The sequence below is a fragment of the Devosia sediminis genome (assembly GCF_016411825.1).
GTDB lineage: Bacteria > Pseudomonadota > Alphaproteobacteria > Rhizobiales > Devosiaceae > Devosia > Devosia sediminis.
This window is the reverse complement of sequence record NZ_JAEKMH010000011.1, coordinates 1-13,326: the sequence shown is the minus strand read 5'-3', so window position 1 is coordinate 13,326 and position 13,326 is coordinate 1. Positions and strand designations below refer to the sequence as shown.

The following is a 13,326-nucleotide window of genomic DNA, read 5'->3' as shown; positions in this document are numbered from 1 at the left end:
TCCAGCAGATGGGTGGCGAAGCTGTGCCGCAGGGTATGCGGGCTGACCCGTTTGCGGATGCCGGCGACCTCGGCCGCTTCCTGCACGGCGCGATGCAATTGCCGCGACGAGATCGGATCGGTTGGGGAGCGCCCCGGAAACAGCCAGCCATGAGGCAGCATGACGCCCCGCTGCTTGCCCTCGCGCCACCACAGTCGCAGCAGGTCCAGCAGCTGGGGCGAGAGCATGGCGTTGCGATCCTTGCGGCCTTTTCCCTGTTCAATCCGGATCAGCATGCGGGCGCTGTCGATATCGTCGACCTTGAGATGTGCCACCTCGGAGACGCGCAGGCCGGCACCATAGGCGACCCCGAGTGCGGCCTTGTACTTGATGCCTGGTGCCGCCTGGAGCAGACGGCCTGCTTCCTCGATGCTGAGCACGTCAGGTAGCTGGCGCTGATAGCGGGTGATCACCAGTGCCCGCGCCAGATCCCGCCGCTTCAGCGTCACATCGAACAGGAAGCGCAGTGCCGAGACCGCGCCGTTGATGGTGGAGGGGCTGACGCCGCTCTCATGCTGGTGCAGCTGGAAGCGGCGGATATCATCGGGCGTGGCGGTATCGGGTGTGCGGCCCAGAAACGCAGCAAAGCGCCGAACATGACGGACATAATCGTGCTGGGTATGCACGCCCAGGCAGCGCATCAACATATCCTGCTGCATGCGCTGGCGGAGCGGCGGGGTGGGAGCGTCGGTCGATGACATAACCATGGGGAGTTCCTCTCGTTGAAAGAAACTCCATGGTCCGACTGAGACTGACTGAGCCCCAAGTCCCCTCCGGTTTTACGGAGAGTCCTTGGGTTGATGTTTGGCCCTAAGCGGCCTGTTTTTCCAGTGCCAGATTGCTGGCAAATTCGCTGGGCGTGAGATTGCCCAGCGAGGAATGCGGTCGATGGTCGTTGTAATCATCCTTCCATGCGCCGATCCGCATCCTGGCTTCGGCCAGTGACGTGAACAGCGTCTCGTTGAGGCATTCATCGCGGAAGCTGCCATTGAAACTCTCGATGAAGCCGTTCTGCATGGGCTTTCCCGGCGCGATGTAGTGCCAGTTGATCTGCCGGTCCTGGGACCAGCGCAGGATCGCCATGCTGGTGAACTCGGTGCCATTGTCACTGACCACCGTCGACGGCCTGCCTCTTTGTGCAATGATGGCATCGAGCTCGCGCACCACTCGCCGCCCGGAAAGCGAGGTGTCTACGACCAGAGCGAGGCATTCCCTGGTGTGGTCGTCGACAACGGTCAGCACCCTGAACCGCCGGCCATCGGTGAAAGCATCGCTGACAAAGTCCAGGCTCCAGCGCTGATTGGGCTGGTCCGGCACGATGATCGGACGCCTCGTTCCTAAGGCCCGTTTGCGGCCGCCGCGTTTGCGCACCTGCAGCTTCTCTTCGGCATAGAGCCGCCTGAGCTTCTTGATGTTCATCTCGATGCCCTGTCGCTGCAGCATCACATGGATACGACGATAGCCGAACCGGCGCCGCTGGGCTGCAACGGTCTTCATCGCCTCTCGCAGCTCGCGGTCGTCCGGCCGCAGGCTGCGATACCGCACGCTCGATCGATCCACAGCCAAAGCTTCACACGCCCGCCGCTGGCTCACCCCATGCACCAGGCAGGCATGAGCCACCGCATCTCGCTTTGCGTCGGGCGTCACCATTTTTTTGCTGCGACATCCTTGAGGATGGCATTATCCAGCATCGCCTCGGCCAACAGCTTCTTGAGCCGGGTGTTCTCGTCCTCCAGCGTCTTCAGCCGCCGTGCGTCCGATACGTCCAGGCCGCCATACTTGGCCTTCCACTTGTAGAAGGTCGCACTGCTGATGCCGTGCTTGCGACACAGGTCCGCCGTCCCCAGCCCGGACTCCTGCTCCTTCAATATCGCGATGATCTGTTCTTCGTTGAACCTGCTGCGCTTCATGCGTCCGCCCTCTGTTGCGGCGGACTCTACCAAAATCTGGAGGAGATCTAGGGGCTCAGGTCAAGACCTCAGCCGCTCAAAGGCCTAAACGATGACGCTGAACCAGCAGCGCGCACCCCTCCCGCGAAGCGGGTTCGTGCATGGGGCGCCCACCTGCCCGGCGGGTTATGGAAGTCCCCTGCCCCACAGTTATCCACGCCAGCGCCTTAAGCGGGGCCGGAAGCGGACTGTCCGCTTCTCGGGCAGAATGCAGGATAACCGCCGTCCGACGAGACCCGAACGGCGGCATCGGGCGGAAAATCGGTCTGACCCACCCTTTAGCTGAAGCACCGACAAACACGACAATTCGGATGCTGAGTGGCAAGTCGGAACGACGATTCAACGAAACTGTTCACGCTCCATCCGGTCGATCCCAGAAGCGCAGGTCGCGGCATTGGGTAATGAACGGACCAGTATCGGCGTCTGACCCGAGGGACAGGAAGCCATCGTCGAGGTCTTCCGGCAGGCCGAGTTTGGCAAACAGCTTCGTCGCAGGCTCGGTAAAGGCGATGAATTTGTAATGCGCATAGGCGTCGCTGACGAAGTCGCGCGCTGGTGGCAGTTTCATAAGCTCTCTGATTCCCTCGTCTGAGGGCAGCAGGGCCACGGCGTCGAAGAGGACCGATGGGCCACCGTCGATCTTGTGATGGGCCGGCTGGAGCCTGCCATCACTGAGGGTCACGCCGCCGACCGCCGGAGCGATGAACTCGATGGTCGCTCCCTCCTCAGTCGCCGCCGCCTCGAGGGCGGCCAGCAGTTGCGCATCGCTCCCCTCGGTGACGAGGACGCCGATCTTGCGACCGGCAAAGGACGCGGGCGGGTTCTTGAGAATGCTGAGGAGATCTGAAGGTGGCAGGTCGGTACGGGGTTTCTGCGCGGGTGGGGCGGCAGGCGGCAGCTTCTTCATGCCCAGGCCGTCCGCCACCGTCTGGGCCAGATCGGCGTCGACATTCCGCAGATGCGCCACCATACGCTCGCGAATGGCTGGGAACTCGCATTTGCTGAGCTCGAAGACCAGCGCATCGCCGATATGCCGCTGTTCGACGAGGCTCTGACTGACATAGAACTGCCGCGCCTGGCTATAGTGGTCGGCAAAGCTTTCCGGGCGCAGACGAACTTTCGGCCCCTCTGGCTCCTGCGGGAAAGTGTGGAAGCCGCGCTCCGGCGATTCACGGGGACCGCCGATTTCCGTGCCCCACGAATTGGGTTCGTAATTGGCGCGACCGCGCGGGTTCTGGAAGGCCATGTGGCCATCCTGCTGCAGATGATGGAACGGGCATTTGGGTGCATTGATTGGCAATTGCGCAAAATTGGGGCTGCCCAGGCGCTTGAGCTGGGTATCGAGGTAGGAGAAGTTGCGCCCCTGCAGCAGCGGATCGTTGGAAAACTCGATGCCGGGCGGCACATTCTGCGTCATGAAGGCGACCTGCTCGGTCTCGGCGAAGAAGTTGTCCGGCATGCGATCGAGCACCAAGCGCCCCACCGGTTCGGCCGGAAGGACTTCCTCCGGAATGATCTTGGTGGGATCGAGCACGTCGAAATCGAACCTGTCGGCGAATTCCTGGTCGAAGACCTGGAGGCACAGCTCCCATTCCGGGAAGTCGCCGCTCTGGATCGCATTCCAGAGGTCGCGGCGATGAAAATCGGGATCGGCGCCGTTGATCTTGACTGCCTCGTTCCAGAGCACCGACTGCATGCCCAGCTTGGGTTTCCAGATGAATTTCACGAAACTGGACTCGCCCTTGGCATTGACCAAGCGGAACGTATGGACGCCAAAGCCCTGCATGAACCGGTAGGACCGGGGAATGGCGCGATCCGACATGACCCACATGATCATGTGCATGGATTCAGGGGTCAGCGAAATGAAATCCCAAAAGTTGTCGTGCGCGCTCTGGGCCTGCGGAAAGGCCTTGTCGGGCTCGGGCTTTACCGAGTGGATGATGTCGGGAAACTTGATCGCGTCCTGGATGAAGAAGACCGGGATATTGTTGCCGACGAGGTCCCAGTTGCCCTCCTGCGTGTAGAACTTGACCGCAAAGCCGCGCACATCTCGGGCCAGATCAAACGATCCCTTCGATCCCGCCACCGTCGAGAAACGGACAAAGACTGGGGTGCGCTCGCCCTCGCGCTGGAAAATGTCGGCGCGTGTGAGCTTGCTTAGGGACCTGTAGGTCTCGAAATAGCCGTGGGCGCCATATCCGCGCGCATGCACCACGCGTTCCGGGATGCGCTCGTGATCGAAGTGGAAGATCTTCTCGCGGAAATGGGCGTCCTCCATCAGAGCGGGGCCGCGTGCGCCTTGCCGGAGGGTGTTCTGGTCATCGGCAACAGGGATACCCTGTTGCGTCGTCAGCGTGTCGTAGCCATCCTCGGCTATTTGGTGGGTTTCCCCACCTTGGCCACGGTGTACGGCCTGGTCGCCGTATTTCGCTGCTTCCAGACCAGGCTTGTTCGAACGGCGCGCCATCAGATCCTCCATTGGTGTTTTCAGCGGCTGCAATCGTCACAGGCGCTAAACGTTCCGGTCAGAATGGGCTGAGCTCGGTCACGTTCTCCGAACTTCGCCAACCGCCAGCCGCTTCTCGCTGGTGCCAGTGAGTTCGGACCGGCAGTTGTCCACTAGCGGCGCTTGCCGGCCGAGATGGCCAGGATCAACGCCGCGCTGGCGATCACCACCGCTCCCATGCTGAGCGCGGGGTGCATCTGCAGCCCCGTTGTCACGCTGAAATTACGGCCATGGCCGTAGCGGGACCGCTCGTTGCCTTCGCGTGGTACCTCGTAAAGGCTGTCTGCGTCGGGCATGTGCTCGTGGTCGATGAGCTGGTCGTAGCTCCACGTCTTCTGCACGCCTTCGATGATCTTGGGCGCGAGCGCACCGAGACGACCGCCCAGGGCCGAGGTCTGGCCGACGGCGATGTCGCGGCGCGGATGTTCGGCGGCAAGCAGGATCGCCTCGGCCACCACTTCAGGTGCATATTGGGCGCCCGGCGCCTTGCCCATGCCGCCCATATTGGTCATGGCATGGTCGAAGAAGCGTGTGTCGATCGCGCTGGGCTTGATCAGCGTCACTGACACGGGCAACCCCTCCTGCCCCAGTTCGACCCGAAGGCCGTCAGTAAAACCTTTGATGGCATGCTTGCTGGCCGAATAGGCGACCGACAGCATCTGGGGCATGTCGGAGACGGCGGAACCCAGATTGATGATGGCGCCGGACTTGCCGGTTTCACGGAAATGCCGCGCCGCTGCCAGCGAACCATAAACAAGGCCGAAATAATTGATCTCGAACAGGCGGTGATGGTCGGCACTGCTGGTGGCGTCGGCGGTGCTGATGAGACCGAGGCCCGCATTGTTGACAAAGGTGTTGAACCCACCAAAGCGTTGGATGGTCGCCTCGACCAGACGCTCCACCTAATCTTCGTCGCTGACATCGGTACCGACATAGATGGTCGTGCCGCCATCGGCATTGAGTTCCGTGGATATGCGGGCAAGGGCATCGGTGTCGCGGGCTGCGAGCACGACCCGGGCGCCGCGAGCGGCGGCGAGGCGTGCCGTAGCAAGACCAATGCCTGAACTCGCGCCGGTGATGACGATGGTCTGCCGGTCCAATGGGGCAAGCTTGATTGGCATGTCGGCTCTCCCGTTTGGGCGGCCAACGGTTCGTTGGTCTCTAGGTTGCCTGCCTCACGCCCACAAACTGACGAGGCCTGGGGAACGGTCCGCGTCGGCGACCGTTAACGGAATACACTCATCACCGGAATGCTCGATCGCCTGCGCCTCAACGGGGTGCAGATCGGCGCGTATATGCACTTTAAGCCATTGAATTGGTTATATTATTCTGGAACCGTTCAGGGTGCCAGCCATTGACCGTGCCTAACCGGCCAGTCTTGGCCTTGCCTCAGGAGTTCAAAGATGAGCATCGATGATTCCAGCAATCCGGACGGCGGCGCGCCCCGCAGCACGGATGGCTTGAAAACTCAGGTCGGCCACGATCTGGAAACCGCCACCGAGCATGCCAAACATGACCTGGATGCCATCGCGCAACGCGCCCGGAGTGATGCACGCGCGCTGGGCGAGGAAGCCGGCGCTAAGGTGTCGGAAGCCACGGAGAGCGTAAAATCCTTCGCCGCCGACCAGAAAGACCTCGCCGCCAACCAGATCAATGGTGTCGCCGCAGCGATCGGCAAGGTTGCCGATGAGCTGGACGGGTCGGACCAGCAGACGATTGCCCGCTATGCGCGCGACCTAGCCTCGGGCCTGTCCAGCATGGGCAAGACGGTGGGGGATCGTGACGTCGACGACCTCATGGGCCTGGCCCAGGATTTTGGCCGCAAGCAGCCGGCCGCCTTTCTGGGCGCCGCGGCGCTGGCCGGCTTTGTTGCCAGCCGTTTTGCAATGGCCTCCAATCACCGGCGTGAGCAGAAGGCTACCCAGTCCAGCGCCTCCTACCAGGCGGAAGGGTCGCAGGGTTACGCCAGCCGTCCGTCCTCCGGCACTATGGGAGGCGAATGATGGCAACGTCAGGTGAAAGCAGGCCAATCGCCGATCTGCTCGGCGGTCTCGTTTCCGACATTTCGACGCTCTTCCGCAAGGAAGTGCAGCTGGCCAAGGTCGAGGCCTCCGAAAAAGTCTCGGAAGCGGCCGGCGCTGCCAGCTCCATCGCCGTTGGCGGCGTACTGGTGATCGGCGCGCTTGGGGTCTTCCTTGCAGCGCTGGTGTCCCTGCTGGCAGCGCTTTTCGTCAACATGGGTATGGACCCGACGCTGGCCAACGCGCTTTCGGCGGTGATCGTGGCGCTAGTCTTCGGCCTTGCCGGCTGGATGACCATCAACAAGGGGCTCAACGCCCTCAAGGCAAGCAATCTCAACATGAACCGCACGGCAGCCTCGCTCGGCCGGGATGCTGACATCGTCAAGGAGAGGCTCTGATGGCTCACGACAGCGAACACAAGAGTTCTGCCGAACTGCAGCGCGAAATCGAAATGCAGCGCAGCCGCGTGGAAAGCACGATCGACCAGATCCAGGACAAACTATCCCCGGGCCAGCTGGTCGACGAACTGCTGGCCTATACCAAGGGCGGGGGCGGCGAATTCGTCGCGAGCCTGCAGCGCAATGTCACCGCCAACCCGCTCCCGGTGGCGCTTCTCGGCGTGAGCCTGGCCTGGCTCATGGCTAAGCCTGCAGGCGCAACCCACTCTGGCGGCAGCGAGCAGCCGAGCACCATTCGCAGTGATCGTCACTGGGATGACAGCATCAATCATCGTCGCGGTTACAGCACCAGCCCTGACTTCGACGAATATGACGACTATCCCGTCACTATTATCAGTGGTGCCGCCCTGCAGCGGATGGGCACCTCTACCGACGAGCGCGGTCAGACCTATAGCGAGTTCACCGACGACGCCGGCAAGAAGTTCAAGGCACTGGCCGATGAAAGCGGCAAGCGCGCCGGCCACTTCATGGATGAAACCGGCAATACCTTCCGGGGCTTCACCAATAGTGCCGGGGAACGCATCGAGCATTTCCGCGACGAGGCGGGCAACCTGCTTGACGAAGCCACGGGCTGGGCGTCGCATACCTGGCAGAAGGCCCGCGAAAAGATGCATGACGCGCGCGACGTCATGCAATCGGGCGCCAGTTCGGGCAAGAACCGAGCTGGCCAGGCGGGCGAGATGCTGCATGGGCAGATGGACAGCCTCAACCAGACCATCATCAACCAGTTCCGCGACCAGCCGCTGGTGGGTGGGGCACTAGCCTTTGCCCTGGGCGCTGCCCTCGGATCGGCCCTGCCGCATACCGCTCAGGAAGATGCCCTTCTGGGCGAAGCTGCTGACAAGATCAAAGGCAAAGTCGGCGAGACGGCTTCCGATCTCTATGACCAGGGCAAGGAAAAGGCGGCCGACCTCTATTCGAGCGCCGCTGACAAGGCCGGCGAGCTTTACCAGCAGGTCAAGGATGGGGCGACAGGCGCCTCGGGCCCGTCCAGTTCGCCCAGCTCGTCCGGTTATTCCGGAAGCTAGCGACGGGGAGGCACTGCCTCCCCTTCCATCGCGTCAGACAGACAAACCGACAACGAAAGGTGCATGGCGATGGCACATGACCACGCGCACGACGACGCCCCCAAAAGGGCGCAACGGGACGACAAAGATGGCGAATACGCTATCGTCGGCCGCAGCGTCCTAATCAACCGCCCGCGACGCGAACCCTTTGCGTATTGGCGGGATTTTTCGAACCTGCCCAGCTTCATGCATGCCATCGAGAGCGTAACGGCGAGCGGCGGAAACCGATCGACCTGGACCGTCAAGGCCCCGGCTGCGCCATGCTGCCAGCCTCGGACAAAAGTTCAGCCAGGTGCACCGCGGAACACCTTCGTGCGCGATGCGATGGCGGCAAAGATGTTCCTGAAAACGTCGTGGCTGCTTGTTGGCTCTGCAACAAACGGCGTTACCGGCGAAAAGTGCCCCCGGCACCGGAAGACTACAGAAAGCTCGTTCGTAAGCGACTGTCCAAGTTGGGTCGTTTCCGTGTCCACAACAATGCCATGAATTCTGCGCCTCGCGTCAGCCTGGCCCAGCCAAATAAACGCGTAAGCGTCGCCATCTGTCCCGCGGGAACGAGTCTATGCCGTTCGCTGTTGCGTCCTGCGGCCGCTCTGTCGCTACTCTTGCGATGGCTCGCCCGTTTCAGTGATTGATTTAGGTGATCGGTAATGGCGAAAAAAAAGCGGGTGGCGCTTGTTGGCGGCGGGCCAACCGCAGTCTACACGCTCAAGAACCTCCTTCAAAAGGCGGACGGGCTGCACGTCACTATATTTGAAGCGGGCAAGGTCGCCGGTTGTGGCATCCCTTACTCGGACGAGTTCAACACGCCGGATATGATGGCGAACATTACTTCGGTGGAAATTCCGCCCGTGATGACGTCGCTTGCCGACTGGGTTCGCTCCGCAGATAGGCGTTGGCTTAGCAAATTTGGTGTCCGGCGGGATAAGGTCAGCGACCGGGATTATTATCCGCGGGTATTGCTCGGGGCATATTACGTCGATCAGCTTGAACAGATGATCAGGACCGCTGCGCCTTGGCATCAAGTCGATGTCAAAACGGAAACCCGCGTTTTGGACATCATACCCGACGGCAAGGGCTTTGAGCTGACCATCGCAAACAAAGAAGGCAAAAGCTCGCGCCGCTTCAACGCCGTCGTCCTCGCAACCGGGCACTTAATCGAACCGACGACGTCGCGAGCATCGTCGCGGCTTTATCGATCACCCTATCCCGTTGGCAATCTCGAACTGGCCAGAGATGAGGCCGCTGATCCTGGGATCTTCGCTGAGAGCCATCGACGCAGTCGTGGCGCTGGCTGGGCGATACGGCGACTTCGTCGGCGGGGATAACGACCTATCGTTTCGATTGCAGTCGTCAACAAAGCCGCGCCTGGTCATGGTGTCCCGCAAAGGCACCGTCCCCGATGCAGATTTTTTCTATCCGATCCCGGAAGAGCCGCTGATGATCTTCACGCGGGCGAAGCTGGAGAAGCTCCGTGAGGAAGGCAGAGCGGGTCTGCTTGCCCGCTCATTCGCACTTTTCAAGCAGCAGCTGGCTGCTGATGACCCTGACTTCCTCAAAGCCATGGCGCTGTCGCGATTTACGCCGGAGGGCTTTTCCGAAGCCTATCTGGAGATGCGCAAGTCGCGACAGGGCTTCAGTGCAATTGCTGAAAATCTTCGGCAGTCTCAGGCAGATTATCGCGATCGGCGGGTCGTCATGTGGCGGTACACCATGATGCGCGCCCACGAGGTCTTCGCCACTATTGTACCGTTCCTTGACGATCAGGATCTTGCGCGCTTCCGCCAGCATCTGGCTCCAGTCTTCGCCGACGCCTATGGTTGCGTTCCCCACCTTTCCCTTTCACGCCTTTTGGCGCTTCATCGTGCCGGCTGTCTCGACATCGTCGCCCTGGAGGATGCTGGAACCATCCGATACCGAGCGGGTAGCTTCATCCTGGAAGCAGATGGGCTCAGTGCAACTTTCGGAACGTTGATCGATGCGCGCGGACAGAAGTCAGCAACGATATCGGAACTGGGGTTCGAGACGCTTGATCAGGCGCTTGCCACTGACGATGTTTATAGACGCGCCAGCGGGCAAAGCGAGGACGACCAATTCAGGCTGCGCCTCGTTGGCCAGCCAGAGGCCGATGTCTTCTGCATTTCCATTCCTGTGATGATGGAGCGCTATCCGTTTGCTCAAGGCCTTGTGGCCTGCTCGGAAGCGGCGGAGACGGTAGCCGCAGCAATCTGACGCCTACACCTGCTAAATTTGCTCAGCGAAGGTTCTGATGGCCAAATTCCGCATTGATCAACTCCAGATTTATCCTGTCCGATCGATTGGCGGAATGAGCGTTCCCCGTGCGCAAATTACCCCCGCCGGTTCGCTCGCTGGCGATCGCGAATGGGTCGTCGTTCGCCCGGATGGTAGCCTTATCTAGCAGGGCGATATTCCGCGCATGACCCTGCTTTCGGCCCGGCTCATGGAGTGAACCAGATTGTGGTGCCGCAGGAAGCTGGCCCAATCCATGCTGGTGAACTGGGAACCCTGGTCGGAATGAACCAGCACCGTATTCTGTGGCTTCCGGCACCAAACCGCCATGTGAAGAGCCTGGAGCACAACCTCGCTGGTCTGCCGGCTTTGTAGCGACCAGCCGATGACGCGGCGCGAGAACAGGTCGATGACCACAGCCAGATAGGCAAAGCCCTCCATGGTCTTGATATAGGTGATGTCGGTCACCCAGGCGGTGTCCGGCGCATCGACGTCGAACTGTCGAGCCAGAGTGTTGTCGACCACGACCGACGGCTTGCCACCATAGCTGCCAGGTCGGCGCCGATAGCCGATCTGGGCCTTGATCCCGGCAAGCCGGGCCAGGCGGGCAATACGGTTGGCGCAACTGGTCTCGCCCTGGTCCAGCAGATCATCATGCAGCTTGCGATAGCCATAGACCTTGCCGCTCTGCTTCCAGGCCTCCTGGATCAGTTGGGTCTGGCGAATGTCTTCCTGGGCCCGTTTGCTCAAGGGGCTCTTGAGCCAGGCATAGAAGCCGCTGGGATGGATGGAAAGGCATCGGCACATGGTGCGCACTGAGAACTGTTCGCGATGCTCAGCAACGAACGCGTACCTCACTTTGCATCCTTGGCGAAGTACGCGGCCGCTTTTTTTAGGATGTCGCGCTCCTCGGTGACCCGCGCCAGTTCTCGCTTGAGCTGCCGAATCTCCGCGGACTGTTCATCGCCCTTGCCGACATCAGATGCGTACTTCTTGCGCCACGCGTAGAGCGAGTGGGCGCTCACCCCCAGACGCTGCGACACCTCCGAGACCGGATATCCTCGCTCGGTGACCTGACGCACCGCGTCACGCTTGAACTCGTCGCTGAAATTGCCTTTGCCCATATAGGCCTCCTCGCCTCAAAATTAGGGAAGAAGGCGTCTACAAATCTAGGGGCTATTCAAAGCGCTCGATCTTAACGGCGCTGCCGGCTGATCCGGAACGGTTAAGCACCCGCAAGAACGCACAGGATGATGGCTGACGATTGCCGATGATCGGATGGGAGAGCCCGATGGGCCGACCAAACCCACAACGCCGGCAATCAATCCTGACCGCGCCGATCATTGCCGGGTCGTCGCTGCGGTGCTCGACCGGATTGGTGACCAGTGGACATTCATGGTGGTCTCGGTACTGACGGACGGACCGGCGAGGTTCACGACAATCATGCGCGAGATGGATGGTGTTACCCACCGCATGCTGACACTGACACTGACACTGACACTGACACTGACACTGACACTGACACTAAGCGGCCTCGAGCGCGATGGACTGGTCAAGCGCACCGCCTACGCGACCGTGCCCCCAGGGTGGAATACGAACTTACAGAAATGGGCCGGACCTTAACCCCGACGCCGATTCCTTTGGCCCACTGGAGCAAAGCCAACTGGCAGGCAATCCGCCGGACTCAGGAGCGCCACGATGCGCAGCCTGCGCCAGCGCTGGCGGACCAGAAGTCTGATCCGGAGCGAGGCGGCAGCTTTCGGGAAATCGCAAACCCCACTTGAACGGCGAGAATGGGGCGCCTTCCGGTCTGTCGGCTGCCGACTCCATTGTCGCCGTTCGGAGCGCCGCGTTCGGCGCCCGAAACCTGCCGTTCATTCACTTCCATCCGACGGCAAAGTTGGGGCCGTCTGCTGAAGAGGTCATCAGGGAAATCAAGCGGCTCCTCAAGATTAGAAAGAACCCACCCACTGATACCCGCGCTGAAGGTCGCCTCACGCGGTGCGGTGGCTTCTTGAAGAGTACGGCCTCGTCACCGACGACTATCACCGCACACAATGGGTGTGGTTCGCTGTGGCCTTCACCGCAATCTGGCGCAGTTTCTCCAGCGCTAAGTGGCGGATTGCTGGCGAGGTCTCGAAGAAAAGTAGAACGGACGTTCGAGCGTGATGCCGCGAAAGTCTGGTCTGAGCCCAAAGTGACGATTGCTGCACGATGGGCGCATGTCGATTACCGACCTCACTACGCCAGCGTGCGCGTCATCTCACGGATCAGATCATTTGTCTCTGGTCTCGTCGTTTGGTGCCGATATCGAAGGGCCACAACAGTTCTTGATATTTCAAGACCATCGATGGGTTTCGACACCAGGCCCATGTCCGAAGGAATAGCGGTGGCTGGCAGGATCACCGCACCTGACCCTTGCCGAGCAAGTTCAACTAACCAATCCACGCGATTTGACCGATAGGCCGCGTAGAGTTCGTGACCATGATCCGCGCAGGTCCCATGCAAAACATCCCGCATTTCGCAATTTAGTCGGTCAAGCATGTCAGTCTGAGCCAGCGTCGAAAGAGAGATCGTGTTTAGATCAGACAACGGATGCGACTTTGACACCACGACCTTATAGTCCTCTTCATAGAGATGGTCTATACGATAGAGGTCTTCACTGACCTTCTCTGCGGTGACTACAACGTCAAATTCACCATCTCGTAACCCGGCAAGAAGCTCGGAGGTTGACGCAACGATCAATTCGATTTCGGCTTGCGGCAATCGCGTACGAGTACGCTCCATAGCTGCCGAAATCCTGTTGTGGCCAATCGTTTCGCCGATACCAACAGAGATTGGAACCCGCTCCAAGCGCATATGACGGACCGCCTCCGCCTTCGCCTGTCTCGTCTCATCATGAGCCTTCTGCAATCTTGGCTGCATGAGTCTTCCCAGCGGCGTCAGCCTGCATCCCGCTCGGTCCCTGACAAACAGGTCACCTCCAAGCTCGTCTTCAAGTTTCTTGATCGCAGTCGTCAAGGAAGGCTGGGAGAC

At 60.7% G+C, this 13,326-nt stretch carries 12 protein-coding genes and 2 pseudogenes; 8 read left to right on the top strand and 6 right to left on the bottom strand.

From position 1 onward, the window contains the following. The 4 genes and pseudogenes from JEQ47_RS20380 to JEQ47_RS20365 form a co-directional block, all read right to left on the bottom strand. A partial coding sequence (locus JEQ47_RS20380) for a tyrosine-type recombinase/integrase (protein WP_236021042.1) occupies positions 1 to 746 on the bottom strand: 746 nt, incomplete at its 3' end. A gap of 103 nt (positions 747 to 849) precedes the next feature. Then, positions 850 to 1,949 (bottom strand): IS3 family transposase gene (locus tag JEQ47_RS20375; protein WP_198878261.1). Its coding sequence is split into 2 segments (ribosomal slippage): positions 850 to 1,700 and positions 1,700 to 1,949, totalling 1,101 coding nucleotides; the frame shifts between segments, so codons are not numbered across the junction. 391 nt (positions 1,950 to 2,340) lie between these two features. Then, the gene (katE, locus tag JEQ47_RS20370) at positions 2,341 to 4,455 is read right to left on the bottom strand and encodes a catalase (protein WP_198878260.1); all 2,115 of its coding nucleotides are present in this window, start codon (positions 4,453 to 4,455) and stop codon (positions 2,341 to 2,343) included. Positions 4,456 to 4,607: 152 nt separating this feature from the next. Next, positions 4,608 to 5,615, bottom strand: a pseudogene (locus tag JEQ47_RS20365) (SDR family oxidoreductase). 282 nt (positions 5,616 to 5,897) lie between these two features. Here JEQ47_RS20365 and JEQ47_RS20360 point away from each other — a divergent pair. The 7 genes from JEQ47_RS20360 (at position 5,898) to JEQ47_RS21235 (ending at position 10,459) form a co-directional block, all read left to right on the top strand. Continuing rightward, on the top strand, positions 5,898 to 6,497 hold the full coding sequence (locus JEQ47_RS20360; RefSeq protein ID WP_198878259.1) for a nutrient deprivation-induced protein: 600 nt from the start codon (positions 5,898 to 5,900) through the stop codon (positions 6,495 to 6,497). Then, a complete protein-coding gene (locus JEQ47_RS20355) occupies positions 6,497 to 6,913 on the top strand; it encodes a phage holin family protein (RefSeq protein ID WP_198878258.1) in 417 nt (138 codons plus the stop codon). Before JEQ47_RS20360 ends, JEQ47_RS20355 begins: the two co-directional genes overlap by 1 nt. Continuing rightward, complete coding sequence (locus JEQ47_RS20350; protein ID WP_198878257.1) at positions 6,913 to 8,001, top strand: DUF3618 domain-containing protein; 1,089 nt, start codon at positions 6,913 to 6,915, stop codon at positions 7,999 to 8,001. Before JEQ47_RS20355 ends, JEQ47_RS20350 begins: the two co-directional genes overlap by 1 nt. Before the next feature lie 299 nt (positions 8,002 to 8,300). Beyond that, on the top strand, positions 8,301 to 8,675 hold the full coding sequence (locus JEQ47_RS21240; RefSeq protein WP_407931797.1) for an HNH endonuclease: 375 nt from the start codon (positions 8,301 to 8,303) through the stop codon (positions 8,673 to 8,675). A gap of 15 nt (positions 8,676 to 8,690) precedes the next feature. Then, positions 8,691 to 9,368 carry an FAD/NAD(P)-binding protein gene (locus JEQ47_RS20340; protein ID WP_198878255.1) on the top strand — a complete coding sequence of 226 codons (678 nt, stop codon included), beginning with the start codon at positions 8,691 to 8,693 and terminating at the stop codon, positions 9,366 to 9,368. After that, positions 9,277 to 10,272 (top strand): Rossmann-fold NAD(P)-binding domain-containing protein, encoded by a 996-nt coding sequence (locus JEQ47_RS20335; protein WP_198878254.1) that lies wholly within the window; start codon positions 9,277 to 9,279, stop codon positions 10,270 to 10,272. The genes JEQ47_RS20340 and JEQ47_RS20335 overlap by 92 nt, the downstream gene beginning before the upstream one ends. Positions 10,273 to 10,309: 37 nt before the next feature. Further along, positions 10,310 to 10,459: an MOSC N-terminal beta barrel domain-containing protein gene (locus JEQ47_RS21235; protein WP_198878253.1), complete on the top strand. Its 150-nt coding sequence runs from the start codon at positions 10,310 to 10,312 to the stop codon at positions 10,457 to 10,459. Between the two features lie 35 nt (positions 10,460 to 10,494). Here JEQ47_RS21235 and JEQ47_RS20325 read toward each other — a convergent pair. Further along, positions 10,495 to 11,414: pseudogene (locus JEQ47_RS20325) on the bottom strand (IS3 family transposase); the annotation flags it as partial. Positions 11,415 to 11,568: 154 nt separating this feature from the next. Here JEQ47_RS20325 and JEQ47_RS20320 point away from each other — a divergent pair. Next, positions 11,569 to 11,913, top strand: a complete 345-nt coding sequence (locus tag JEQ47_RS20320) for a winged helix-turn-helix transcriptional regulator (protein ID WP_236021040.1) — start codon at positions 11,569 to 11,571, stop codon at positions 11,911 to 11,913. Between the two features lie 618 nt (positions 11,914 to 12,531). Here JEQ47_RS20320 and JEQ47_RS20315 read toward each other — a convergent pair. Then, a partial coding sequence (locus JEQ47_RS20315; RefSeq protein ID WP_198878252.1) for a LysR family transcriptional regulator occupies positions 12,532 to 13,326 on the bottom strand: 795 nt, incomplete at its 5' end.